This window comes from Mycobacterium sp. KBS0706 (assembly GCF_005938675.2).
Classification (GTDB): domain Bacteria; phylum Pseudomonadota; class Alphaproteobacteria; order DSM-16000; family Inquilinaceae; genus Inquilinus.
In genome coordinates this window covers 1-23,970 of record NZ_VCCH02000052.1, presented here as the reverse complement: position 1 = coordinate 23,970, position 23,970 = coordinate 1, and the positions used below count along the sequence as shown (strand labels likewise).

20 protein-coding genes are annotated in these 23,970 nt (G+C 69.7%); 15 read left to right on the top strand and 5 right to left on the bottom strand.

Going from position 1 to position 23,970, the window contains the following annotated elements:
* Window positions 1-5: 5 nt before the first annotated feature.
* Both FFK22_RS25165 and FFK22_RS43965 read right to left on the bottom strand, forming a co-directional pair.
* Window positions 6-203 carry a DUF2934 domain-containing protein gene (locus FFK22_RS25165; protein WP_138890216.1) on the bottom strand — a complete coding sequence of 66 codons (198 nt, stop codon included), beginning with the start codon at window positions 201-203 and terminating at the stop codon, window positions 6-8.
* Window positions 200-604, bottom strand: a complete 405-nt coding sequence (locus FFK22_RS43965; RefSeq protein WP_138890217.1) for a hypothetical protein — start codon at window positions 602-604, stop codon at window positions 200-202. Before FFK22_RS43965 ends, FFK22_RS25165 begins: the two co-directional genes overlap by 4 nt.
* A gap of 98 nt (window positions 605-702) precedes the next feature.
* Here FFK22_RS43965 and FFK22_RS25155 point away from each other — a divergent pair, with 98 nt between their 5' ends.
* From FFK22_RS25155 to FFK22_RS25120, 8 genes are all read left to right on the top strand, one after another.
* Window positions 703-1,746 carry a LacI family DNA-binding transcriptional regulator gene (locus tag FFK22_RS25155; RefSeq protein ID WP_138890218.1) on the top strand — a complete coding sequence of 348 codons (1,044 nt, stop codon included), beginning with the start codon at window positions 703-705 and terminating at the stop codon, window positions 1,744-1,746.
* A 1-nt stretch (window position 1,747) separates the two neighbouring features.
* Window positions 1,748-2,710 (top strand): sugar ABC transporter permease, encoded by a 963-nt coding sequence (locus tag FFK22_RS25150; RefSeq protein ID WP_221938837.1) that lies wholly within the window; start codon window positions 1,748-1,750, stop codon window positions 2,708-2,710.
* The gene (locus FFK22_RS25145; RefSeq protein WP_138890219.1) at window positions 2,710-3,612 is read left to right on the top strand and encodes a carbohydrate ABC transporter permease; all 903 of its coding nucleotides are present in this window, start codon (window positions 2,710-2,712) and stop codon (window positions 3,610-3,612) included. The genes FFK22_RS25150 and FFK22_RS25145 overlap by 1 nt, the downstream gene beginning before the upstream one ends.
* 44 nt (window positions 3,613-3,656) lie before the next feature.
* Window positions 3,657-5,102 (top strand): extracellular solute-binding protein, encoded by a 1,446-nt coding sequence (locus FFK22_RS25140; RefSeq protein WP_221938836.1) that lies wholly within the window; start codon window positions 3,657-3,659, stop codon window positions 5,100-5,102.
* Window positions 5,089-6,306, top strand: coding sequence for an ADP-ribosylglycohydrolase family protein (locus FFK22_RS25135; RefSeq protein WP_138890220.1), 1,218 nt, complete (start codon window positions 5,089-5,091; stop codon window positions 6,304-6,306). Before FFK22_RS25140 ends, FFK22_RS25135 begins: the two co-directional genes overlap by 14 nt.
* A gap of 25 nt (window positions 6,307-6,331) precedes the next feature.
* Window positions 6,332-8,440 (top strand): ADP-ribosylglycohydrolase family protein, encoded by a 2,109-nt coding sequence (locus FFK22_RS25130; RefSeq protein WP_186002635.1) that lies wholly within the window; start codon window positions 6,332-6,334, stop codon window positions 8,438-8,440.
* Window positions 8,433-9,653 carry a CaiB/BaiF CoA-transferase family protein gene (locus FFK22_RS25125; RefSeq protein WP_138890221.1) on the top strand — a complete coding sequence of 407 codons (1,221 nt, stop codon included), beginning with the start codon at window positions 8,433-8,435 and terminating at the stop codon, window positions 9,651-9,653. The genes FFK22_RS25130 and FFK22_RS25125 overlap by 8 nt, the downstream gene beginning before the upstream one ends.
* Before the next feature lie 229 nt (window positions 9,654-9,882).
* Window positions 9,883-10,758, top strand: a complete 876-nt coding sequence (locus FFK22_RS25120) for a CoA ester lyase (protein WP_138890222.1) — start codon at window positions 9,883-9,885, stop codon at window positions 10,756-10,758.
* Between the two features lie 29 nt (window positions 10,759-10,787).
* On the opposite strand, the gene FFK22_RS25115 is transcribed toward FFK22_RS25120, so the two are convergent.
* Window positions 10,788-11,621: a glycoside hydrolase family 19 protein gene (locus FFK22_RS25115; RefSeq protein ID WP_138890223.1), complete on the bottom strand. Its 834-nt coding sequence runs from the start codon at window positions 11,619-11,621 to the stop codon at window positions 10,788-10,790.
* Between the two features lie 249 nt (window positions 11,622-11,870).
* Here FFK22_RS25115 and FFK22_RS25110 point away from each other — a divergent pair, with 249 nt between their 5' ends.
* Complete coding sequence (locus FFK22_RS25110; RefSeq protein ID WP_138890224.1) at window positions 11,871-13,121, top strand: alginate lyase family protein; 1,251 nt, start codon at window positions 11,871-11,873, stop codon at window positions 13,119-13,121.
* A 13-nt stretch (window positions 13,122-13,134) separates the two neighbouring features.
* On the opposite strand, the gene FFK22_RS25105 is transcribed toward FFK22_RS25110, so the two are convergent.
* Both FFK22_RS25105 and FFK22_RS25100 read right to left on the bottom strand, forming a co-directional pair.
* Window positions 13,135-13,899, bottom strand: coding sequence for an SDR family NAD(P)-dependent oxidoreductase (locus tag FFK22_RS25105; RefSeq protein ID WP_138890225.1), 765 nt, complete (start codon window positions 13,897-13,899; stop codon window positions 13,135-13,137).
* Between the two features lie 91 nt (window positions 13,900-13,990).
* The gene (locus FFK22_RS25100) at window positions 13,991-14,680 is read right to left on the bottom strand and encodes a GntR family transcriptional regulator (RefSeq protein ID WP_138890226.1); all 690 of its coding nucleotides are present in this window, start codon (window positions 14,678-14,680) and stop codon (window positions 13,991-13,993) included.
* A gap of 205 nt (window positions 14,681-14,885) precedes the next feature.
* Here FFK22_RS25100 and FFK22_RS25095 point away from each other — a divergent pair, with 205 nt between their 5' ends.
* The 6 genes from FFK22_RS25095 (at window position 14,886) to FFK22_RS25070 (ending at window position 23,875) form a co-directional block, all read left to right on the top strand.
* A complete protein-coding gene (locus FFK22_RS25095) occupies window positions 14,886-15,188 on the top strand; it encodes a trypco2 family protein (RefSeq protein WP_138890227.1) in 303 nt (100 codons plus the stop codon).
* Between the two features lie 15 nt (window positions 15,189-15,203).
* The gene (locus FFK22_RS25090; protein ID WP_138890228.1) at window positions 15,204-16,742 is read left to right on the top strand and encodes a serine protease; all 1,539 of its coding nucleotides are present in this window, start codon (window positions 15,204-15,206) and stop codon (window positions 16,740-16,742) included.
* 24 nt (window positions 16,743-16,766) lie between these two features.
* The gene (locus tag FFK22_RS25085) at window positions 16,767-17,984 is read left to right on the top strand and encodes a MoxR family ATPase (protein WP_138890229.1); all 1,218 of its coding nucleotides are present in this window, start codon (window positions 16,767-16,769) and stop codon (window positions 17,982-17,984) included.
* Window positions 17,966-22,246, top strand: coding sequence for a hypothetical protein (locus FFK22_RS25080; RefSeq protein WP_138890230.1), 4,281 nt, complete (start codon window positions 17,966-17,968; stop codon window positions 22,244-22,246). The genes FFK22_RS25085 and FFK22_RS25080 overlap by 19 nt, the downstream gene beginning before the upstream one ends.
* A 120-nt stretch (window positions 22,247-22,366) precedes the next feature.
* The gene (locus FFK22_RS25075; protein ID WP_138890231.1) at window positions 22,367-23,380 is read left to right on the top strand and encodes a 2-dehydropantoate 2-reductase; all 1,014 of its coding nucleotides are present in this window, start codon (window positions 22,367-22,369) and stop codon (window positions 23,378-23,380) included.
* Between the two features lie 51 nt (window positions 23,381-23,431).
* Complete coding sequence (locus FFK22_RS25070) at window positions 23,432-23,875, top strand: CBS domain-containing protein (RefSeq protein WP_138890232.1); 444 nt, start codon at window positions 23,432-23,434, stop codon at window positions 23,873-23,875.
* Window positions 23,876-23,970 lie beyond the last annotated feature (95 nt).

Here is a 23,970-nt window from a genome sequence, read left to right as displayed (position 1 = left end):
TCCGCTCAGCCCCGCTTGGGTGCGCCATCAGCATCCAGCTCCTCCGCCCCTTCCGGAGCGCTCCCGGTGCCCGTGCCTTCGTCGGCCAGGATTTCAGCCTCGGCCTGCGTCCAGTGCTGCTGATGCCCGCCCTCGGGCCGGCCCAGAGCCTCCCAGATCCCATAGGCGCGGCGTCGGATCCGCTCGTCGCGATCGTCATTCATTCCACCACATCCTTCTTTAGTATTAGGGCCATTATGACCCATTCGTTCGGCCTCGCACTGCGATTCGCACCAGCAAATGTGAATGTTTTGTAAATTGGAATGATCTTTCCATTCCGTCGTATCGTGATACTCATGGGGCATTCGCGCACAAATTTATTGTCAGGCAAAAGAAATCGCTTCGCCTCAGGCCGAAGTATTTCTTCCTGTCTACGGCGACGCGCACCGAGGCGGCTGCGCCCGCTGGTCTTGGAAACTCGGCGAGGCTGCCGCGGCGGAAACGCGCCCACATCGGCCTCATCAGCGTCAATAGCGGCTGAGCGGTTCGGTTCCGGCCCGCTCGCAGATTTTTTCAAGCTGGGAAAATAGTCTTTCCAGTTCCGGAACGAATGCGGCATCATCATCCTCAGCGATGCCCGCTTGACGGGTGGACAAGGGAATTGGTAACGTTCCCACACAACCTGTCCAAGAGGCAGGGCGATGTTCCACCGGGGAGACGGCTTTGACCGGCAAGCGCCAGCCCACGATCATCGATGTCGCCCGCCTGTCCGGCGTGTCGAAGACGACGGTGGCGCGGGTGCTGTCCGGCGTCGGCGCGGTCCATGCCGAGACCCGCCGGCGGGTGGAGGAGGCGGTCCGGCAATCGGGCTACGAGCGCAACCACCTGGCCTTCGGCCTGCGCACCGGCCGCAGCCGGATGATGGGCCTGGTCATCCCCGACATCTCCAACCCGTTCTGGGCCGACCTCGCCCGCGGCGCCCAGGACCGGGCGGAGGCGGAGAAGCGGTCGCTGCTGATCTTCAGCTCCGACTGGGATGCGGAGCGTGAGCGCCGCCACCTGCAGGCGCTGCGCCAGGCCCGGGTCGACGGCATCATCCTCAATCCGGCGACCGACGACCGCGGCCTGTTGCGCCAGACCGAGGCGCCGGTGGTGGTGATCGGCTCCTCGGGCGAGCGCTTCCCCGAATTCTCCAGCGTGCGCAGCGACGTCGCCCAGGGCGTGCGCTTGGCGCTCGACTACCTGATCGCCGCCGGGCACCGCCATATCGGCCTGATCAACGGCCGCGACCGGCGCGTCGCCCGCACCCGCTTCGTCACCGAGGCGCAGGCGCATTGGCAGCGCCACGGCTTCGACCCCGCGTCGCTGCCGATGGACGAGGGCGACTACACCGCGGATTCCGGCCAGGCGGCGACGCATCGGCTGATCGAGCGGGAAGGGGGCCGGATGACAGCGATCTTCGCCGCCAACGACCTGATGGCGGTCGGCGCCATCCTGGCCGCCCGCGCCGCCGGCCGGTCCTGCCCGCGCGACATCTCGATCATGGGCATGGACGGGGTCGAGGCCGGCAGCTTCACCGATCCCGGCCTGACCACGGTCGACAAGCCGCGCTACGACATGGGCGTCCACGCGATGCGCCAGCTGCAGGCCGAAATCGACGGCGCCGGCGAGATCGTCCACACGGTGCTGCCCTGCCGGGTGGTCGAGCGCGCCTCGGTCGCCGCCCCGCCGCCTGCCTTGCGCAACCTCCGCAAGAAGTCCGCCTGACGTGACCGGCCTCGATCAAAGCTCTCCGGGCCTGACGCAGGCCGTCTCTGGGAACGTTCCCAAAGCCCGCCGGTCCGGTCTTCGGCGCGCCTGGCACTGGCGCGGCTACTACCTGATGCTGCTGCCGGGCCTGCTGTACTTCGTGGTCTTCCACTACCTGCCGATGTGGCAGGCCAAGCTGGCGTTCCAGGACTACCGCATCATCGGCCCCAGCATCTGGGTCGGGCTGAAGCATTTCCGGGCGCTGTTCGAGAGCCCGGTGTTCTACCAGGTGCTGTGGAACACGGTGCTGATCAGCGCCATGAAGCTGGTGATCCTGTTCCCGGTGCCGGTGATCGTGGCGCTGCTGGTCAACGAGGTGCAGGGCAGCCGCTACCGCCGCTTCGTGCAGTCGGCGATCTACCTGCCGCATTTCCTGTCCTGGATCGTCATTGCCGGCGTGTTCATCGCCGTGCTGTCGCCGACCGACGGCACGGTCAACGACATCCTCGGCCTGGTCGGCATCGCGCCGGTGCCGTTCATGACCTCGGAGGGCTCGATCCTCTGGGTCCTGGTCTTCTCCGAGATGTGGCGCAGCGCCGGCTGGGATTCGCTGCTGTTCCTTGCCGCCGTGATGGCGATCGACCCGCAGCTCTACGACGCCGCGACGATCGACGGCGCCGGCCGCTGGCGCAAGATCTGGCACGTCACCCTGCCGGCGCTGGTGCCGACCATGGCGACGGTGTTCATCCTCAATCTCGGCGCCTTCATGAGCGCCGGCTTCGACCAGGTGTTCAACTTCTCCAACGATGCGATCCGCGACCGGATCGACATCCTCGACACCTATGTCTACCGCATGGGTTTGGTGGGCGGCGAATACGCCTATGCCACCGCCGCCGGGCTGTTCAAGGGCGTGATCGGCATGGCCATGATCCTGGTCGCCCATTTCGTCGCCAAGCGCGTCACCGGCAAGGGGGTGTGGTGATGGCCGCCTCCCAGATCCGCAAGACGCCTTTCGAGCGCATCGAATACGCCATCATCTGCTCGACCCTGCTGCTGATGGTGGTGGTGACGGTCCAGCCGATCCTGAACCTGCTGGCCGTGTCGCTGTCCGACAGCGCCGAGGTGCCGGGGATGAGCGGCCTGGCGGTGCTGCCGCACGGCTTCTCGCTCGATGTCTGGCGGGTGCTGCTGACCCATCCGCAGGTGCTGCGCGGCCTGGCCAACAGCCTGCTGATCACCATCGCCGGCACGGTGATCAACGTCGTCGCCACCACGCTGATGGCGTGGGCCCTGTCGCGCGAGGGGCTGCCGGGGCGGCGGGCGATCCTGATCTTCATCCTGGTCACCGTGGTATTCGAGCCCGGGGTGGTGCCGGACTATCTGGTGATGAAGCAGCTCGGCCTGCTCAACTCCTACTGGTCGGTGATCCTCTATCGCGGCGTCTTCGCCTGGTACCTGATCGTGCTGATCCGCTTCTTCGAGGAGATCCCGAAGGAGCTGTTGGAGGCGGCCGAGATCGAAGGCGCCTCGCCGCTGCAGACCCTGTGGCATGTGGTGGCGCCGCTGGCGCTGCCGGCGATCGCGACCATCACCCTGTTCTACACCGTGCTGCACTGGAACGAGTATTTCCGGGCGATGATCTACCTGAGCGACACCGGCAAATGGCCGCTGCAGGTGGTGCTGCGCCAGTTCGTGGTCGAGGGCGACAAGTCGCTGATGGTCGGGTTGGACGCCATGAACAAATACACCGGCGGCAGCCAGATCGACCTCAGGGCGCTGAAGGCCGGGATGATCATCCTGACCTTGATCCCGGTGCTGGCGATCTATCCGCTGATCCTGAAGTTCTTCACCAAAGGCACGATGAGCGGGGCGGTCAAGGGATGACCCGCGCATCGGCCGACAAAACAGAGAGACATGGGAGAGACGCAATGAACAAGATGCTGCTGGGTTCCGCGCTGGCCCTGGTGTTCGCGGCGGCGATGGTTTCGTCGGCGCAGGCCGCCGACCCGGTGACCCTCCGCGTCGTCAGCAAGGACTTCACCAAGGCGAACCCGGACGACGTCAAGCTGGTGGCGGCGATCGAGGCCGGCATGGCCGCCAAGGGCCATCCGATCAAGATCGACCTGGTCGACGTGCCGCCCGGCGGCTATGCCGATAAGCTGTCGCTGATGCTGCTGTCGGGCGACATCCCGGACCTGATCTATTTCCAGGGCGGCGACCAGAAGATCGTCGAGCAGGGCCTGCTCGAGGACTGGCGGCCCTGGCTGGACAAGGCGCCGAACCTGAAGAACGCATTGTGGGCGCACAACAAGCCGCGGCTCGAGAACTACCCCTATCTGATCTACCCGTTCCCGGTGCGGGCCAAGGTCGGGGTGATGCGCCAGGACTGGCTGGAGAAGACCGGCCTGCCGGCCCCGCAGACGCTGGACGACTGGGAGGCCCTGTTCCGCAAGATCGCGGACGGCGATCTCGACGGCAACGGCAAGAAGGACACCTACGGCATCACGGTGGCCACCATCCCGCCGGCCGGCGCCACCGACGAGCTGGACGAGATCTTCAACCAGGCCTTCGGCGTCAGCGCCACCTGGCTGAAGGATGCCTCCGGCCAGTGGATCCATTCCCGCGTCTCGCCGCAGGAGCGCGACAAGGTCGCCTATTACCGCAAGCTGTTCGCGGAAGGCCTGCTGGACCCCGACTTCATCACCACCAAGTGGGACACGCGTGAGGACAAGTTCTACTCCGGCCGGGTCGGCGTGATCCTCGGCGTGGTCGGCGTCAACATGGACATCTACCAGGGCAAGATGCGCCAGGTGCATCCGGGCACGACCCTGGTGCCGCTGGACCCGCCGAAGGGCCCGGGCGGGCAGGGGCTGCGCGCCGTCGACGTCAGCCGCGAGAGCCGCGGCTTCGCCATGTCCGCCATCTCCGAGCACAAGGAGGATGTGGTCGCCCTGATGGACTTCATGGCCAGCCCCGAGGGCCAGCAGATCGACCGCATGGGCTTCGAGGGCGAGGAGTGGGTGAAGGACGGCGGCACCGTCAAGACCACCGACAAGATGGCGACCTGGTATCCGCGCTTCGTCATCGACCAGCCGGACGCCTGGACGCCGCCGGTGCCGCTGCTGTCCGAGCAGGCCCAGAAGTCGATCGCGCTGGCGCAGAAATACTATGCGCCGGACGACGCCTTCGTCTTCCCGAGCGAGTACACGGCCCGGCTGGACGCGGCGGAGAACGTCTATCGCAGCTATGTCTGGAAGTTCATCTCCGGCGAGCTGCCGATCGACAAGTGGGACGAGTATGTCGCCGAGTGGAATGCCAAGGGCGGCGCCGAGATCACCGAATATGCGAGGACCAAGCTGAATGGAACCAACTGACGCCGGGTCCTCGCTGCAGGGCCGGATCCGGGGCATGCTGCATGGCGTCGCGTTCGGCGACGCCATGGGCGCCACGATCGAGAAGCTGTCCGCGGCCGAGATCCGGCAGCGCTACGGCCGGGTCACCTCGCTGGATGTCGACTGGCACCGCAAGGACGCGCCGGAGACGGCGCGCGGCGGCCGGATCCGCGGCCACGGCATCATCACCGACGACACGCTGATGACGTTGTGCCTGATGGCGGTCTACGAGGAGGCGGGCCGCCATCTCGACGCCTGGGACATGGCCGGCGGCATGGTCCGCCAGATCGCCTGGACGCCGCGCTGGATCCCCGAGATGCAGCGCGAGACCATGCTGATCGAGCGGCTGTTCTACCCGGAGAAGTGGATCTTCCAGCGCCACCAGCTGACCAGCTGCGACCCGCGCGAGGGCGGCATCGGCAACATGGTCAATTGCGGCGCCGCCATGTACATCGCCCCGGTCGGGGCGGTGAACGCCTGCGACCCGAAGGCGGCCTATGACGAGGCCGTCGACCTCGCCGCCGGCCACCAGCACAGCTACGGGCTGGAGGCGGCGGGGGTGATGGCCGCCTGCGTCGCCGCCGCCATGGTGCCCGGCACCACCGTTGAAACGGTTGTCGATACGGCGATCGATCTCGCCAAGGACGGCACCCGCGCCGCGATCGCCGACATCGCCGAGGTGGCGCGGCAGCTCCGGCCTCACCGCGCCGACCATGCAAGGGTGACGGCGGAGTTCCAGTCGATCATCGGCCGCTACTCCAGCATGGGCGACGACGTCCACCGCCGGATGGAGAAGGCCGGGCTGCCGACGCATGACTACACCCCGTCGCGCCTGCGGACGATCGAGGAGCTGCCGCTGGCGCTGGGCTTCTGCCTGATCCATGACGGCGATTTCCGCGCGGCGGTGGTCGACGGCGTCAATTCCGGCCGCGACACCGATTCCATCGGCTGCATGGCCGGCGCCATCCTCGGCGCGATGCATGGCGAGGCGGTGATCGACCCGGCCGACCGTGACCTGCTGGACCGCGCCAACCGCTTCGACCTGGCCGCCGAGGCCGACCGCTTCCACCAGGCCGCCGCCGCCATCCTGGCCGCCGATCTCGACCGCACCCGCCGCCGCGACGCCCAGCGCCTGGCGCTGACCGCCGACCCCGCCCAGCCCGCCCGCGCCGCCGCCGGCCGCTGACCCGCCCGAAGACCAAGGCCCCGGAATGCCCATCCCTGCTGACACCCTCGACCGCATCTATGCCGGCTTCCTCGGCAAGGCCATCGGCGTGCGCCTCGGCGCCCCGGTCGAGCCGACGATCTGGACCTGGGACCGGATCGACAAGACCTATGGCGAGATCACCGGCTATCTGCGCGACTTCAAGAATTTCGCCGCCGACGACGACACCAACGGGCCGGTCTATTTCATCCGGGCACTGCGCGATTTCGGGCTGGACCCGTCGCCGCAGGATGTCGGCCGCACCTGGCTGAATTATGCCGCCGAGCTGCACGGCATGTTCTGGTGGGGCGGCTACGGCATCTCGACCGAGCACACCGCCTTCGCCAATCTCCAATCCGGCGTCCCGGCGCCGGACTCCGGCTCGATCGCCCGCAACGGCGCGGTGATCGCCGAGCAGATCGGCGGCCAGATCTTCGTCGATTCCTGGGGCTGGGTGTGCCCGGGCGATCCGGCCCGCGCCGCCGAGCTGGCCGCCCGCGCCGCCAGCGTCTCGCATGACGGCAACGGCCTGCACGGCGCCCGCTTCGTCGCCGCCGCCATCGCCAAGGCCTTCGTCGCCGAGACTATCGAGGAGGTGGTGGAGGCGGGCCTGGCCGCCATCCCGGCCGGCAGCGAATACGCCCGCGTCGCCCATGCGGTGCAGGCCCAGCACCGGGTGAAGCCGAAGGACTGGCGCGCCTGCCGGCGGATGCTGGAGAGCGAGTTCGGCTATGACCGCTATCCCGGTGTCTGCCACATCATCCCGAATGCCGGCCTCTTGATCCTGTCCCTGCTGTACGGCCAGGGCGACCTGTCGCGCACGGTCGAGATCGCGACGATGGGCGGCTGGGACACCGACTGCAACGCCGGCAATGCCGGGGCCATCGTCGGCACCCTGGCCGGCATCGCCGGGGTGGCGGCGCATTACCGCAAGCCGATCAATGACGGCATCGTCGCCTCCGGCATCACCGGGTCGCTCAACATCGTCGACATTCCCAGCTTCTGCCGCGAGCTGGCGGTGCTGGCCCATCGCCTGGCGGGAGAGGAGCCGCCGGCGGACTGGGCGGCGGATATGGAGCGGCGCGGCCTGCGCTTCGACTTCGACCTGCCGGGATCGACCCACGGCTTCCGCACCGAGCCCGACAACCGCATCGCCCTGTCCTGGTCGGACGAATGCAAGGCCACCGGCCGCGGCGCGCTCTGCGCCCTCCTGGACCGGCTGGAGCGGGGCGATGGCGGCCGGATCTTCTGGAAGCCGTTCTACCGCCGCAGCGATTTCGACGACGAGCGCTACCGGCCGATGTTCTCGCCGGTGGTGGCGACCGGGCAGGAGGCGACCCTGCGCCTCTGGCTCGACCCCTGGGAGGGCGATGGCCATCTCCGCATCGTGCCCTATGTCCGCCGGGCGATGAGCGGCACGATCGACGAGATCGGCGCCTGGACCCAGCCGGCCGCCGGCGAATGGCAGGAGCTGCGCTTCACCGTGCCGGAGACGGGCGGCGAGGCGGTCGACGAGATCGGCATCAAGGTCGAGTATTTCGGCCGGCTGAAGTTCCTTGGCCGGATCTTCATCGACGAGTTCACCGTCGCCGGCGCCGGCTCGGCCCGGCTCGACCCGCGGATCGAGGCGAATGAGTGGGGCGGTATCACCCGCTGCACCTGGAACCGCGGCGTCTGGAAGATCGAGGACGGCCGCATCCATGCCCTCTCGGCATCCGATGCCGACCTGTGGACCGGCCATCTCTACGCCCGCGACCTGACGGTGACGGCGGAGGTGACGCCGCTGGCCGGCGACGGGCACCTGGTCTGCGCCCGCGGCCAGGGCAATGAGCGCTGCTACGCCGCCGGCTTCGTCTCGGCCGACGAGGTGGCGATCCTACGCCGCGACTTCGGTGAGACCGTGCTGGCCCGGGCGCCGTTCCGGCGCGAGCTCGGCCGCAGCTACAGCCTGGCGCTGGAAGCGGTGGGCGACCGGCTGGCCCTGTCGGTCGACGGCAAGCTGCTGTTGGAGGCCCGCGACAGCACGCTGGCCTATGGCATGGCCGGGCTGCGGCTACCCTCGGCCGGGCGCATGCAGGCCGGGGTGATCGAAATCCGCGAGGCGGCAAATGGCTGAGGCGCGTCCCGCCAAGATCGAGCCGGAGCGCGCGGGGCCGCTCTCCGGCATCCGCGTGCTCGACCTGTCGCGCGTCGTCGCCGGCAACGCGCTGGGGCTGGAGCTGGCGGATTTCGGCGCCGAAGTGATCAAGGTCGAGCCGCCGGGCGGCGACCCGCTGCGCGACTGGCAGGTCAAGGGCCACAGCCTCTATTGGAAGGAGCTGTCGCGCAACAAGCTGTCGGTTGTGCTCGACCTGCGCAAGCCGGAGGGCATGGCGGCGCTGGAGCGGCTGATTCCGACCGCCGACGTCATGATTGAGAACTTCCGGCCCGGGGTGCTGGAGGAGATGGGGCTGGCGCCGGAGCGGCTGCAGGCGATGGCGCCGGACCTGATCCTGGTGCGCATCTCCGGCTTCGGCCAGACCGGCCCGGCCAGCCGGCTGCCCGGCTTCGGCACGCTGGTCGAGGCGATGTCCGGCTTCGCCTCGCGCAACGGCTTCGCCGACCGCGAGCCGGTGCTGCCGCCCCTGGCCCTGGCCGACATGATCGCCGGGCTGCACGGCGCCAAGGCGGTGCTGGCGGCGCTTCGGGCCCGGGACCGCGGCATGGCCCGTGGCCAGGTGATCGACCTGTCGCTCTTGGAGGCGATGTATTCCGTGCTGGGGCCGGAGGCCGGCAGCTATGCCGTCACCGGCCAGGTCAAGGAGCGCACCGGCAGCGCCTCGGGCAACAGCGCGCCGCGCAACGTCTACAAGACCCGCGACGGCCGCTGGATCGCCATGTCCGGCTCCACCGACCGGATGGCCAAGCGCATCCTGCTGCTGGTCGGCGGCGACGCCCTGGCGCGGGACCCGCGCTTCGCCACCAACGCCGACCGGGTGCGCAACCGGGTGGTGCTGGACGCCGTCATCGGCGAATGGATCGGCGCCCGCGACCGCGACGCGGCCTTGTCGGTCTTCCGATCCGAGGGCATCACCGTCGGCCCGGTGCACGACATCGCCGACTTCATGGAAGACGACCATGTGATCGAGCGCGAGGTGGTGGTGTCGATCCCCGACCCGGATCTGGGCCCCCTGCCGGTGCACAATGTGCTGCCGCGGCTGTCGGCCACGCCGGGCGCGATCCGCCGCCTGGCGCCCGAGCCCGGCGCCGACGCCGGGGACGTGTTGCGCCGCGCCGGCTTCTCGGACGCGGAGATCGACGGCCTGCGCGCGGCGGGGGCGCTGGGGTGATGCTGGATTCGCTGGGAAGCGACCTTCCCCTTAAAGTCCCCCCTCCCCTTACGGGAGGGGGGCAGGGGGAGGGGGTTGTCGATCGAAGAGATGTGACGCCGCCCGTCCTGGATCCATTTGTACCCTTCGATCGAGGTGGTCGGTTCCTGCTGCCCGAACCCCCTCCCCCTAGCCCCCTCCCGCGAGGGGAGGGGGGACTCAGGACGTTCAGCGCTGGAGGCGAACGGCCATGACCGACAACCGCTTCCGCCGCCTGCGCTCGCTGCTCTACGTCCCGGCCGACCGCGAGCGCTTCGTGGCCGGCGCCGCCGGGCGTGGCGCCGATGCCGTGATCCTTGACCTTGAGGACGGCGTCGCCGAAGCCGCCAAGCCCGCCGCCCGCGCGGCGCTGGCCGCCGCGGTGCCGCAGGCGGGCGCCGCCGGCGCCTGCATCTTCGTCCGCATCAACAGCCGGCTGGCCCACGCCGCCGCCGATGTCGAGGCCGCGGTGCGGGCGGGGGCGGACGGGCTGTTCGTGCCGAAGACCGACGACCCGCAATGGCCGCGGCTGATCGCGGAGCGCGCCGGCGAGGTCGAGCGGGAGACGGGACGGCCGGAGGGCTGGACCCGCCTGGTGCCGATGATCGAGACGCTGGCGGGCCTCGACCGCCGGGCCGCGATCGCCGCGGCCACGCCGCGCAACCTCGCTCTGGTCTGCGGCGGCGAGGACCTGTCGGCCGAGATCGGCGCCGAGCCGGCCGCCGAGGTGATGCGCCTGGCCAAGCTGCAGATCCTGATGGCCGCGCGGGCCGCCGGCCTGGCCGCCTTCGGCCTGATGGGCTCGCTGGCCGGGATCGACGACCTCGACGCCCTGCGCCGCGCGGCGGAGGAGGCGGCGCGCCAGGGCTTCGAAGGCGCCAGCTGCATCCACCCGGCCCAGGTGGCGGTGCTGAACCGCGCCTTCACCCCGGACGAGGCTGCGCTCGAGCATGCCCGCCGGGTGGTCGCGGCGCTGCAGCCGGGGCAGGGGACGGCCAAGGTCGACGGCCGCATGGTCGACGCCCCGGTCGTCGCCCGCGCCCGCCGGGTGCTGGCCCGGGCCGGGGAGGACGCCGCCGGGGCGTGACGACGCCGCCGCGGCGTGACGCCGCCGGATCAGGCGATCTTCAGCGCCCTCTTCAGATCGGCGTCGATCGATCCCGGCTTCAGGCCGTTGTCGCTGCGGACCTTGTCGATCGCGGCGTTGGTCTTGGGGCCGATGATGCCGTCGGCCGTCACCGAGGTGAAGCCGCGGTCGCGCAGCGCCTGCTGCACTTTGCGGATCTCCTCCTTGGTGGGCGGCGTGCTCTTCGCGGGCTGGGTGGCGGGCGCGGGCTTGAGCACCTTGCGCACCTTCGCCAGCCAGACCTCCCGGTCGGCCTGGCCGGTGGTGCCGCCATTGACCAGGCGCGTCACCTTCAGGAAGTCGCCCTCGTCGCAGGCCGCGTTGACGTTCTTCCATTTCCAGAAGCCGCAGGCGACGCGCAGCGCGTCGTCCGGGTCCGAGGCCCGGTCAGGATCGTTCTCCAGGTTGACACCGATGGCGTTGCCGATGGCGCGATAGCCGTCGCGGCCGGTGATCTGGATGTAGCCGCGGCCCCGGTACTTCCAGCCGTCGCCCGATTCCGGTACCCCGTTGCCCATGCGGCTGGCATAGACCTTGTTCGCCAGCGCCTCCGGATTGCCGGCGAAGGGCTCGGCCGAGGCCAGGGTGGGGAAGCGCGACGGCCAGATCTCGGTCATCCGCTTGGCGCTGTATCTGAGGTTCTCCTCGATGACGGAGAGCCCGCCGGATTCATGGGCGACCTGCGCCAGGAAGAAATGCAGCCGGTTGGGCTTGTCGGCCATGTCGAACTCGGCGAACACGGTCTTGGACTGCTTGGCCAGAGCCTCCAGGATGGGCTCGCGGCCCTTGGGGAAAAGCTCCTTCAAATCCTCGAGCGAAATCATCCTCAGCCTCCCGAAAAATCCGCCAGTGCCCCTGTCGGACTGAAAAGATCAAGTGGTGGAAACGGAATTTCGAAAAATTCGATCGAACTTTAACGCAACAGTTGCAAGCATAAGCCCAATGTTCGATGAGGGCAATCTGCTCTCTCCGCACACAGCCGGCAAATCGAGCCAGCACACGGAAAAGGATTGAGCCGGAGTCCCGGTCGATATCTACTCCTGGGATTAAATATCCATCGGGGGGATTCGGCCATGCGCGCTTGGGCGTTCGCCTGCACCATGCTTGCGTTGTTCCTGGCGGCCGCGTCGGCCATGGCGGCGCAGCCGCGCTGGTTCACCTACGACCCGGCCAAGATCGAGCAGGCACGGGCGAAGATCGCGGCGGGCGATCCGCTGTACCGGCCGTCCTACGCCGCGCTGCTGCAGGCCGCCGACAAGGCACTGGCCAAGCCGGCGCCGTCGGTCACCGACAAGACGCTGACCCCGGCCTCGGGCGACAAGCACGACTATTTCAGCTTCGGTCCCTATTGGTGGCCGAATCCGGACACGCCGACCGGCCTGCCTTATATCCGCCGTGACGGCCAGACCAACCCGGACAGCAAGACCGACGCCACCGACAGCGTCCGCCTGTCCGGCTTCGGCAGCGACCTGCGCAGCCTCGGGCTGGCCTACACCTTCACCCGTGACCCGAAATACGCGGTCAAGGCGGCGGAGATGCTGCGGGTGTGGTTCATCCAGCCGAAGACGCGGATGAACCCGAACATGACCTATGCCCAGGCCATCCCGGGCATCGTCGACGGCCGCGGCATCGGCATCATCGACAGCCGCGCCTTCATCGACGTGATGGATGCGGTCGAGCTGATCCGCCCCAGCGGCGCGCTGCGCGAGGCCGACTACCAGCGGATCAAGCTGTGGTACCGCATCTTCACTTTGTGGCTGCTGACCAGCGAGAACGGCTTCGAGGAGGGCAACTGGCACAACAACCACGGCACCTGGTACGACGCCCAGGTGACGGCCTTCGCGCTGTTCACCGACCAGCCGGATGTCGCCAAGCGGCAGATCAAGATCGCGGCGCTGCGCCGGGTGGCCGGCCAGTTCGACAAGGACGGCCGCCAGATGGCGGAGCTGGAGCGGACCCGCGCCTTCCACTACAGCCAGTTCAACCCGCAAGCATACAGCCGGCTCGGCCGCTATTCCGAGCTGGTCGATGCCGGGCTGACCAATGGCGACACCGACCCGACTGACCTGTGGCATTTCTCCGTGGACAGCCACGGTCTGCAGAAGGGCTACGGCTTCGTCGCCGGCTATGTCACCATGGCCGGCACCATCGACCCGTCCTGGTCCTATCCCGAGCTGACTCCGGGCGATGGCCTCGACGAGGCGCTGGGCAACCTGCTGGCTGCGACCCGCGCCTACCAGGACCCGGCGCTGCGGCAGAAGGCAGCGGTCCTGCTGGCCAAATTCCCCGGCAAGATCGACGCGCTGCTGCTGCCGCTGGATTGAGCGGAGGGCGGCCTCAGGCCGCGCTCTGGCCGCCATCCACGACGATGGCCTGGCCGTTGACATAGGAGGCCCGGTCCGACAGCAGGAACAGGGCGACTTGCGCGATCTCCTCCGGCTCGGCCAGCCGCTTCAGCGGGATGCCGGTGGCCAGGGGATGGGATTCGGTGCCGTCCGGGTTCGTCACGATACGGCCCTGCGTCATCTCGGTGCGGGTGATCGACGGGTTGATCGAGTTCACCCGGATGCCGTGCGACCCCAACTCCACCGCCGCGGCGCGGGCGAGCGAGACGATGCCGCCCTTGGTCGCGCTGTAGATCGAGGTGCCGGGCGCGGCGATGCCTGCGAGGACCGAGCCGTTGAACAGGATTGCCCCGCCGCCGCCCTGCGCCTTCATCTGCGCGGCTTCGGCCTTCAGGGCGAAGAAATGGGCCTTGAGGTTGGTGTCGACCAGGCTGTCCCAGCGCGCCTCGTCGAGCGTCTCGATCGGCCCGCCGCCGGAGATGCCGGCATTGTTGAAGGCAGCGTCCAGCCGCCCGAACTGCGCCACCACCCGGTCGATGAGGCCGGGGATGGCGTCGGTCTGCGTCAGGTCGGCCTGGAGGAAGACCGCCTCGCCGCCGGCCGCCACGATCTCCGCGGCCACCGCCTCGCCCTCGGCCGCCCGCCGCCCGGTCAGCGCCACCCTGGCGCCCTCGCGGGCGAACAGGATCGCGCTGGCACGGCCGATCCCGGAGGTGCCACCGGTGACCAGGGCCACCTTGCCATCCAACAGTCCCATTTGATCGCTCCTTCACATGACGATCATCATTCAATGAGCGTTAGATGATGGCGATCATCCTTTTTGCAAGGGCAGCCCGGGCGAGGGGAGATCAGTCCAGGAAGTCGCCGTGCTTCCGCACATGCTCGGCCAGGCCCAGCGTGTGCTCGCGCACCAGCTTCTCGGCCAGGTCGGCGTCGCGGGCCTCGAGCGCGGCGACGATCTTCTGGTGGTCGACCACCGAGCGCTGCGCCCGGTGGTCCTGGCCGATCGTCACCCGGCGGATGCCGCGCATGTGGATGAACAGGTTGTCGGTGATATCGACGATCAGCTGGCAGCCGCTGATCCGGATGATCTGCTTGTGGAAGGCGATGTTCGCCTCGGAATACTCGCTGACATGCTCCTCCGGGTTGCGGTCGTGGAACATGTCGACATAGTCGTGCAGCTTGCGGATCTGGGCATCGGTCGCGACCTGGGTGGCCAGCCGCGCGGCCATGCTCTCCAGCGCCGCCCAGACCGTGACCATCTCCAGCACCTCGGCCTTGCTCTTGCGGATCACGAAGATGCCGCGGCGGGGCACGGAGCGGACGAAGCCCTCCTGCTCCAGCAGCGTCATCGCCTCGCGGATCGGGGTGCGGCTGACGCCCAGCATCTCGCTCAGCTGCCGCTCCTCCAGCTTGATCTCGCCGGCATGGCCATAGATGTCCATCTCGGTGATGGCCTGCTTCAATGCCTTATAGGCCTTGATCCGGAAGCTCGTTTCGGTGTCGAGCGGTTTGACGTCGATCTGCGGGAAGCTCATCGAAGGCCCTTCTGTCAGCCTGCGCGGCCGGCGTTCCCCTCGGCTATAGCCCCGGGCGCCGCCAGTCACAAGTATACCGTAGACGAGAGTCCAGCGCACGCCGCCCGGACTGGCGATGGGGCATCATGACGCCTCGGCCGAAACTTGGTAAGATCAGGCGATTAATTTCACGACCAAATTTCAAACAGCTATTCCAGGAGGAGATATGCGCGTCACGCTGGCCGAAGCGATCAAGCAGCTCCGCGACGAGCTGCGCGAGGCGGTCCTCGAGGGCAAGGGGCAGGACATCGTCTTCACGCCGGAGACTATCGAGCTGGAGCTCGGCATCACCTTCGACACGGAGGTGAAGGCGAGCGGCGGCTTCAAGCTGTTCGCCTTCCTCGACCTGTCCGCCGAGGCCACGGCCGGCAAGAGCAATCAGCATCGGGTCAAGCTGACGCTGAAGGCGACGGACGACAAGGGCGAGCCACTCAAGGTGAGGTCCACGCGCACCGGAGGACTGTCCTAGTCGGGATAACTGAGGATGGCGCCTCTTTCCTCCGACCTGTTCTTCGCGGATGTCGCAGCGATCTACAGGAACGAGCCGGAGCCGTCCTTCGGCTCGGGTCGGCTGATCGCGCCCGGGCTGGTCCTGACGGCAGAGCATGTGGTCACGCTCAAGAAGGCCGGGGCGGTCGATACCGGGTGGAAGTTGAGGCTGATCCGCGATCGCCCCTCCGGCAGGAATGCGCAATGGCAGGGCGAAGCCTACCGGGCGAAGGTCGTGTGGCGCGGCGGGAACGGGCTCGATCTGGCGCTGCTGAGCCTCGAGGACGAAGACCAGGCCCCAGTTCTCGGGAAGTTGATTTTTGCATCCTATGACCTTGCCGGCCACCTGTCCGACGTGCGCGCCGCCGGCTTTCCCGAAGCGATGTGGGATGCAGACAGCCGGGCGTCCGAATCCAGGCTCTGGGGCGACCTGACCATCGGTGCGCAGAACAATCCGTATTCCTGGATGGTCCCCGCGGCGGTCGTACCCAACGATGTCAGAATGTGGCGGGGCATGTCGGGCGCCGCCATCGCACGCGAGGACGTTGCCGGAAACCTTCACATCTTCGGTGTCGTGGAAAGCGTGCTGCCCAATTTCGCGGGGGGACTGCTCAACGTTGCGCGGCTATCCCATGCCTTCGCGGACGGCAGGTTCGTCGCGGCGCTGGCTGAAGCCCTGGACGAGGAGCCGATGCTGATTCCCTGGGGCGGCGGCGGCCCGGGACCGGCGGCAGTCGTGCCGCCGATTTCTGCTTCCCCGGCAATCGTGCTACCGGCCTTTCCCTCGCCGCTGGCCAAGGTGGTCCATCTGTTCGACCGGCGGGCACCCGCGGACTATATCGACGGCCTGATCAGGCCGGGCCCCGTGGAGGTCCTCGTCTGTGGCCGCGACGACGACATGCTGGACCTGTTCGTCCGGCGGATCGAGGAACGCACCCTGGCGGGCCGCGATCCGCACGCCAAACCCGACAGCCCGGCGCGCGTGAATCCTCTGCGCCGCGAAATCGTGCCGATCGAATGGACGGATGGGTCCCAGCCGGAGGCGCGGTTCATCGGTGCGCGCGTCGGACTGCTCCGCCTCGCAACCGCTGATCGGACCGAGACGGATATCGCCGGCGCGTTGCATCGTGGGCTGCACCAGCCCGGTCAGGCGGCCTGGGTCGAGATGCGCATCAATGCACAGGAGTTCACCGACGGCGACGTCAAGCCGCTGCAGGATTGGCGCCGGTTCTGGCAGGACGCGCGAGCGATCGGCGATCTGCCGCCCTGCGGAGTGATCTACACGATATCCGGCATCGCCGACACGCTGACGCCGCAGCTCGCCCAGGCGTTCGGAGTGCTCTCGGCCGGGGTTGTATTCCTGAGACCATGCGACGATCGGATGGTGCGCGACTGGTGCCGGGATCTGCAGGAATGGCATGCCGCGGAGCACCTCATCGAGGCCGCGCGCGATCTGGATCAGCATTTCCTGCCCGTCTCGTTCCGGCTGCGCGCACTCGACATCTACCTCAAGACCGGCAAACAGCCCCCCTGACAGGCCCGCATCGGAGACCCACCCATGGCCGACCCTCCCATCGCCGACCCTCCCATCGAATTCTCCAGCCAGGACGCTCTGCTTCCGTCCAAGCGCGGTGCCTACAGGGGCGACCGGCCGCAGACTGCGCAGTTCTACACCGGCGGCGCGGGCCGGCCGCGGCCGCTGTCGCAGCGGCCCGAGGCGGTGCAGCGGCTGATGGACCGGCACGACGTCTACCGCCCGGCCCCCGACCTGGTGCGCGCCGTCAACGCCGCCATGCTGCTGGGCATGCCGCTGCTGCTGACCGGCGCCCCCGGCGTCGGCAAGACCCGGCTCGCCCGCCATCTGGCGGAGGAGCAGGGCGCGCCTTTCGCCTTCTTCGCCGTCACCTCGGTCAGCAGCGCGCGCGACCTGCTGTACCGCTTCGACGAGCTGGGCCGCATGCGGGCCGCCTTCCGCACCATGGCGGCGGGCCGGCAGGCCGCCGATGCCGCGCTGGATATCGCGGGCAGGAGCGGCCCTGCGGCCCCGTCGTCCGGGGAGGAGGATCTGCGGCAGTATCTCAGCTTCCGCGCCCTGGGGCGGGCGATCCTGCGGGCCGGCGGTCCGGACGCGCCGCTGGAGCCGATCGCCTCCGGGGCGGCGGCGATGCACGGCCTCGAGCGGTTCAAGGATCTGTTCGATTTCGAGCGGGACGAGGATGACGCGAAGAAGGACCTCCAGCGCGACATCGACTGGTCGCTTCCGACCGTCGTCCTGATCGACGAGATCGACAAGGCGCCGCGCGACCTCCCGAACGATCTCCTGACCGAGCTGGAACGGATGCAGTTCGACATCCCGGAGCTGGGCGTCCGGGTCAAGCTGCCGCCCCGCGCGCAGCCGCCGGTCGTCATCATCAGCAATGTCGAGCGGGCGCTGCCCGAGCCGTTCTTGCGCCGCTGCGTCTACCACCACATCGCCTGGCCGGAGGGCCGGCTGGACGAGATCATCGGCCTGCACATTGCATCCCTCGAGCGCAACGACCCGCGCCGGGCGGAGGCCCGCGCCATCGTCCAACGGCTGCGGGAGGACCCGCGGATCAGCCGGCCGCCGGGCCTCGCCGAGATGCTGCAGTGGCTGCATCTGCTGGAGCGCCAGGGGATCGCCGACCTGCGCGGCAACTCCCGGGACGTGGCGGACACGCTCGGGGCGCTGCTGAAGACCGAGGCGGATCTGCAGGTCGGGCGGGAGCTGCTGGAGCAATGGCCGCAGAAGAAATAGCCGCGGCGGATCCCGCTCTCCATCCGGCCGTCCCGGATCTGCGCCGGCTGCTGGCGATCCTCCGCCGGCCGCCGTTCCGCCTGCGGATCGGCGTGGACCGGGAGGTCCGCTGCACCGTGCTGCTGGAACGGCTGGCGGCCCGCGGGGTGGTGCTGGCCGACCCCGCCGACGCGGCCGACTGGCTGGCGCCGTTGCTCAGCGTGACCGAGGCGGACCAGCGCGCGGTGCGCGAGGTGCTGCGCGAGGAGGTTGCCCGGCGATCGGCGAACCGGGAGGCCGATGCGCGGTCCCGGCCGAAGCCGATCTCCGCTGCCGATGAGACATCGGTGCCGGGGCTCAGATCCGACCGGTCGGCGGGCATGGCGGCGGCGGGATTCGCCCTGGTGCTGGCGGTGTTGGCGGGGCTGACCGTCCTGGCCGGAGGCGGCGGCGAGGCCGGCGGCAATGCCGCGCCCGTCCCGGTGGCGATGTCCGGCGTGCCGGAGCTGCTGCCGCTCGCGGTCGGCCTGCTGGCCGCCGGGGTGGCCTGGCTGCTGCTGCTGTGGGCCCGCCGGCCGGGCGCCGCCGCCGCGCCCCTGCCCCAGAGCGGCCTGCGGCAGCGCCTGGTGGCGGGTGAGGCGGCGCGGCTCGACCTGCTGGCGCCGGGTCCGCTGCGGTCGGTGCTGCGGGCGTTGCGCGAGCACATCCTGCCCTACGGCCTCTGGGAGGACATGCCAGCTTCGATCCGGGCCACCGTGCGGGCCGGCGGCGTGCCGGAGATCGTGTTCGGCGGGCGGCCGCGGCTGCCCGACTACCTGCTGCTGGCCGAGCACCGCGGGCCGGACGACCAGGCCGCGATGCTGGGCCGGCTGCTGCTGCGCCGGCTGGAGATCGCGCAGGTCCATGTCGACGCCTACGCCTTCGCTGCCGATCCGGCCCTGCTGCGGCCCTGGACCGGGCGTGTCGGCGCGGGCGCCGGCACGCTGGCTGCGACGGCCGCCCGGGCGGCCGGCCGCCGGCTCCTGGTCGTGTCCGACGGGCGGCCGCTGGTCGATGAGCTGACCGACGGCCTGGCGGAGCATCTAGCGCCGCTGCGCCACTTCACGCCGCGCGTGCTGCTGACGCCGGTGCCGCAGCCGGACTGGGGCGCGACCGAGCGGCTCCTGGCGCGGGAGGGGTTCATCATCCTGCCGCTCGGCCCGGACGGGCTGGCGCAGCTCGCCGACTGGCTCACGGCGCCCGAGGAGCATCCGCCGCCGGCCTTGCCCGAGCCCGATCGCGGCCCGCCGAGGGACCTGGCGGCCGAGTTGGATTCCGACCCGTCGATGCTGCGGGGAACCGCGCCGACCGGGCCGGAGCGGCGCCGGCTGGTGGCGGCGCTGCGGCGATTCCTGGGCCCCACGGGCTTCCTCCTGCTCGCCGGCGCCGCCGTCTCGCCGCTGCCCGGCTCCGGCCTCACGGTCCGGCTGGGGCTGCGCTTCGGGGCCGCCGGCTTCGCGATCGACGAGACCACCCTCGGCCGGCTGACGCGGCTGCCCTGGCTGCGCCGCGCGCCGATGCCGTCCTGGCTGCGGGCGGCGCTGCTGGCCCAGCTGGCGCCGGCGCAGCGCCTGGCCGCTCTCGACACCGTCCTGCTCCTGCTCGCCGGCGCCGGGGAGCAGCCCCTGACGCTGGGGGATGCGGAGCGGGGCCGGCTCGCCCGCCTGGTGCGGCACCATCCCGAAACGCTGGTGCGCGAGGATCCGATCCTGGCCGGGCTGCTCGACCAGCTGGGCGTGCAGCCGAACGACACCCGCCGGAAGCTGGCCTCCGGCGCCGCCGCGGTGGTGCTGGGCGCCGTCGCCGTATTCGGTGCCGACCGGATCCTCGCCGCCGCCACGGCGGTCTCCATCCTGGCCGCGAATGCGCCGGTCATCGGCACGATCTGCGTCGCCCTGTCGCTGATCTACCTCCTGGCCAGCCTGGTCCTGACCGCCCGGCTGCACGCCGGGAGGCCGGGCTCATATGCCGGAGTCGACCCGATGGTGGTCAGCGTCATCTCCGCCATCCTCTCCCTCGCTTTCGGGCTCTGCGGCGGCGGCGCGCTGCCCGGCGCCTGGCAGGGGGCGCTGGTGACGGCAGGGCTGGCGACGGTCCCGATCGCGCTGTCGCCGGCGCTGGCCCGGCTCGGTGCGGCCTCGCCGCAAGGGGCACAGGCCTGGCTCTCCGCCTGGCCCGCCCCCTGGGGTGTGATCCATGGCGTGGCGCTGGGCGGCTGCGCCGTGCTCGCCTGGCTCGCCTTCGCCACCCCGGCCGACGGGCTCGCCAGCTGGCTTTCGGCCGAGCTGCCGATCGCCGCCGCGGTGCTGATCGTGACGCTTGCCGCAGCCTCCGGGATGGCGCCGGGCGTGCCGGCGGCGACGACCGTTGCCTGGGGGCTCCTAGCGATGGGTGGCCAGGCGCTGGCCGGGACCGCGGCTTGGTCGGTGCTACGGCTGGTCGGTTTCGAGCAGCTCCAGGCCGAGGGCCTGGGGCTGGTTCTCTGGCTGGCCGCCGATCTGCGCCTGCTGGGAGGCGGGGGCCTGGTGATCCTGCTGAGCGGCGGCCCGGCGCGGCGGGCGCTGGTTCCGCTGCTCGGCTATGCTGTGGCGCTGGGGCTGATCGGCCCGGGTCTCGGATGGCTCAGCCGGTCGGCCGGAAGCCTGAGCGTCGAATATCCGATCTGGCCGCTTTCCGGTGTGATCGGGCCCAACGTCCCGGTTTGGGCGCTCATGCTCCTGGCCCTCCCGCTGCTGCCGCTCCGGGTCCTCGGCGTGGCTGCGTTCATGGGTATCGAACGGGATCGCCTGCGGTCCGCGGCGCTGGCCGCCGGTGCTGCCAAGCTGGTCGGCCTCGGCGTCGTCGTCGCTGTCATGTCGGGGGCTGGCGCCGCAGCCGCCGAGGACAGCACAATGATTACAAGGCTTGTTCTCCTGGCCTGCTCCGTGACCGCCGTCGAATGGGCCGGGCTGCGCGCCGCCCTCCGCTGGGCCCGGCCCGTGGTGGATTGGGGGCTCTGGCTTCGGGCCCTGCCGCTCCTGGCCTGCACGATCGTGCTCTTCCCCTCCGCCGGCCTGCTCACCTGGCCCGGCGTTCCCTGGCTGGCCCTGCCGCTAAGCGCCTGGCTGGCGCGGCGCTACGGGGCGGCGGCGCTGGTGCCGGTGGGAATCATGCTGGCGCCGATGCTGGTCACGCTGCAGCTGCCCTTCGCCGCCACCAATGGCAGTTGGGGCCTCTGGCTCGCGGCCCTCCTGGTCGCCCGCTTGGTCGTGGATCCCCTGCTGCTTCCGGCCATCGCCGGCATGACAAGAATCAGCCGTCTCGCTACCGCGCTGCTGACGGGGGCCGGGACGCTGCTGATCGTGACGCCGGAATTCTCGGGTGCGGTGGTGATCGCGTCTGCCCTGTCGCTGGTGACGGTGCTGGTGATGTTGCTCGGCCTGTGTCGGGTCCCCTTCCGGCCGGTCGCCTGGGCGCTGGCGATCGCGACGATGGTGGGCGTCGGCACCGGCATCTTCGGCATCACGCTGAGTTCGGGGCTGGGATCGCTGGGCTTCACCTCCACCTCCACCAGCACGATGGTCGGGGGGGGCCTGGTGCTGGCCATCGCCCGGATGCGGAGCAGCGGGACGGATCAGGACGGCGCGGGGGGCTGGATCTGGCGGATCCCGCCTGCATTCGCGGGGGCGGCAGGCTTCCTGCCGATCCTGTTCGCCATCGGCTGGATCGACGTGGAGGTGGTCAATATCCAGCTTGGCATGCGGGGCAACCTGTCGCTGCTGGCGCTGTCGCACGTCCTGGTCATCGCCTTCTGGATCGGCGTCGACGGCGTGGCCATCCGCCGGTGGTTGATGCTTCTGGGCGCGCTGGTGGGCGTTGTCGCCGTGGCCACGGGCATCGGGCTCAATCTCACCCTGGGGCCTTTGTATGTCGGAGTCCCGGAATTCCGTCCCGTCGGCCTCGTCGCGGAGGCGATGACGGTTTCGGGCTTCTATGCCTTCGGCCGGGTGCTGTCGGAGTGGAACCTACAGCATCCGGCGAGCGAAGCCGGGCGCGGCGAGTCCATGCTCCTCGGCGCCCTGACGGCCGATCTGCGTCGGGCGGTGTCGATCGCGATCGGCTTCGCCGCGCTCTGGATCGCGCTGATACTCCTCTCCCATGCGGCTCCAGTGCCGGCACCGGCCGCGAAGGACGCTGCCCCGGCGCCGGGCGTCCAGCAGAGCGCGCCGACCGGAAGCGAGCAGAAGGGGCCGACCGCGCAGTGACCGGCCGACAGCGCCGTTTTCCTCCCTTGGATCGATTGACATTGGGTATTTTGTATACCACGATGATCCGGTCGGCTGCTCAGCGGCCCTGACTCCAATCACTGGGAGGAAGGCGCGGCCATGAAACTCTGCATCTATGGCGCCGGGGCCATCGGCGGCTATCTCGGCGTCCAGCTCCATCGCGCGGGGGTCGAGGTCAGCCTCGTCGCCCGCGGCCTGCATCTCGAGGCGATGCGCCAGAACGGCCTGACCCTCAAGATCGACGACGAAACCCGCACCGCCCGCATCCGCTGCACCGACAACCCGGCCGAGCTGGGCCCGCAGGACTATGTCGTGATCTGTCTCAAGGCGCATTCGGTGCCGGGGGTGGTCGAGGCGATCCAGCCGCTGCTCGGGCCGGAGACGGCGGTGGTCACCGCGGTGAACGGGCTGCCCTACTGGTATTTCCACCGCCATGGCGGCGCGCTCGAGGGGCGCACCATCGAGACGGTCGATCCCGGTGGGCTGCAGTGGCGGCGGCTGGGGCCGGAGCGCGGCATCGGCTGCATCGTCTATCCGGCCACCGAGGTGGTGGCGCCCGGCGTGGTCGAGCATCACTACGGCGACAAGTTCCCGCTGGGCGAGCCGGACGGCAGCACGTCGGCCCGCGTCACCGCCCTCAGCGAGGCGATGACGGCGGCGGAACTGAACGCGCCGGTGCGGGACAACATCCGCGACGAGATCTGGCTGAAGCTCTGGGGCAATCTCTGCCTCAACCCGATCAGCGCCCTGACCCATGCGACGCTCGACGTCATCACCGGCGACCCCTCCACCCGCGACGTGGCGCGGCGGATGATGGCCGAGGCGCAGGCGATCGGCGACCGGCTCGGCGTCCATTTCCGGGTCGATATCGAGCGGCGGCTGGACGGCGCCGGCGCGGTCGGCGCCCACCGCACCTCGATGCTGCAGGACTTGGATCGCGGCCGGCCGATGGAGATCGACCCGCTGGTCACCGTGATCCAGGAGCTCGGCCGCATGGTGGGGGTGCCGACGCCGACGGTCGACACCGTCCTGGCCCTGGTGCAGCAGCGCGCCGAGATCGCCGGGCTCTACAGCCGTAACGTGAAACCGGCACCGGCGCTGGTGCCGGCCTGACCCTTGTCCGAGCGGCCGGAAGAGCCGTTTTCCAGAGGAGGAACCCAGCCAATGAGGGCCGAAGACATTCTCCGCCAGAAGGACTCGCGCGTCGTCATGATCCGCGTCGGCGAGACGGTGGCCACCGCCGTCGCGCTGATGACCAAGGAGATCATCGGCGCCCTCGTCGTCAAGGAGGTGTGCCGCACCGAGGGCAATGTCGTGGTCGGGGTGTTCTCCGAACGCGACGTCGCCCGGGCGCTAGCCACGCATGGCGCCGCGGCGCTGACCATGCCGGTCTCGGCCTTCATGGGACGCACCGTGATCAGCTGCGAGCCGCGCGACAGCATCGAGACGGTGCTGCGGCTGATGGACGAGAACCATATCCGGCATGTGCCGGTGATGGAGGATCACACCCTGGTCGGGGTGATCAGCGCCCGCGACCTGATCCGGCACTTCCTGCAGCAATCCTCGCCGGCGCTGCAGGATCCGGCCTCCGCCGTGGTCCACGCCTGATCTTCACTTAAGTGGAACCGCGGCGGCCCGACCGGCTGCCGCGGCGTCTCTAACGCGATGCGGCGCCGCCTTACGGGCCGCATGGGGGAGTCTTG

Excerpts from the sequence above, each read along its gene's own strand:
- FFK22_RS25165 (WP_138890216.1), bottom strand. The coding sequence starts at position 203 with ATGAATGACGATCGCGACGAGCGGATCCGACGCCGCGCCTATGGGATC.
- FFK22_RS43965 (WP_138890217.1), bottom strand. The coding sequence starts at position 604 with ATGATGATGCCGCATTCGTTCCGGAACTGGAAAGACTATTTTCCCAGC.
- FFK22_RS25145 (WP_138890219.1), top strand. The coding sequence starts at position 2,710 with ATGGCCGCCTCCCAGATCCGCAAGACGCCTTTCGAGCGCATCGAATAC.
- FFK22_RS25140 (WP_221938836.1), top strand. The coding sequence starts at position 3,657 with ATGAACAAGATGCTGCTGGGTTCCGCGCTGGCCCTGGTGTTCGCGGCG.
- FFK22_RS25135 (WP_138890220.1), top strand. The coding sequence starts at position 5,089 with ATGGAACCAACTGACGCCGGGTCCTCGCTGCAGGGCCGGATCCGGGGC.
- FFK22_RS25130 (WP_186002635.1), top strand. The coding sequence starts at position 6,332 with ATGCCCATCCCTGCTGACACCCTCGACCGCATCTATGCCGGCTTCCTC.
- FFK22_RS25125 (WP_138890221.1), top strand. The coding sequence starts at position 8,433 with ATGGCTGAGGCGCGTCCCGCCAAGATCGAGCCGGAGCGCGCGGGGCCG.
- FFK22_RS25120 (WP_138890222.1), top strand. The coding sequence starts at position 9,883 with ATGACCGACAACCGCTTCCGCCGCCTGCGCTCGCTGCTCTACGTCCCG.
- FFK22_RS25115 (WP_138890223.1), bottom strand. The coding sequence starts at position 11,621 with ATGATTTCGCTCGAGGATTTGAAGGAGCTTTTCCCCAAGGGCCGCGAG.
- FFK22_RS25110 (WP_138890224.1), top strand. The coding sequence starts at position 11,871 with ATGCGCGCTTGGGCGTTCGCCTGCACCATGCTTGCGTTGTTCCTGGCG.
- FFK22_RS25105 (WP_138890225.1), bottom strand. The coding sequence starts at position 13,899 with ATGGGACTGTTGGATGGCAAGGTGGCCCTGGTCACCGGTGGCACCTCC.
- FFK22_RS25100 (WP_138890226.1), bottom strand. The coding sequence starts at position 14,680 with ATGAGCTTCCCGCAGATCGACGTCAAACCGCTCGACACCGAAACGAGC.
- FFK22_RS25095 (WP_138890227.1), top strand. The coding sequence starts at position 14,886 with ATGCGCGTCACGCTGGCCGAAGCGATCAAGCAGCTCCGCGACGAGCTG.
- FFK22_RS25090 (WP_138890228.1), top strand. The coding sequence starts at position 15,204 with ATGGCGCCTCTTTCCTCCGACCTGTTCTTCGCGGATGTCGCAGCGATC.
- FFK22_RS25085 (WP_138890229.1), top strand. The coding sequence starts at position 16,767 with ATGGCCGACCCTCCCATCGCCGACCCTCCCATCGAATTCTCCAGCCAG.
- FFK22_RS25080 (WP_138890230.1), top strand. The coding sequence starts at position 17,966 with ATGGCCGCAGAAGAAATAGCCGCGGCGGATCCCGCTCTCCATCCGGCC.
- FFK22_RS25075 (WP_138890231.1), top strand. The coding sequence starts at position 22,367 with ATGAAACTCTGCATCTATGGCGCCGGGGCCATCGGCGGCTATCTCGGC.
- FFK22_RS25070 (WP_138890232.1), top strand. The coding sequence starts at position 23,432 with ATGAGGGCCGAAGACATTCTCCGCCAGAAGGACTCGCGCGTCGTCATG.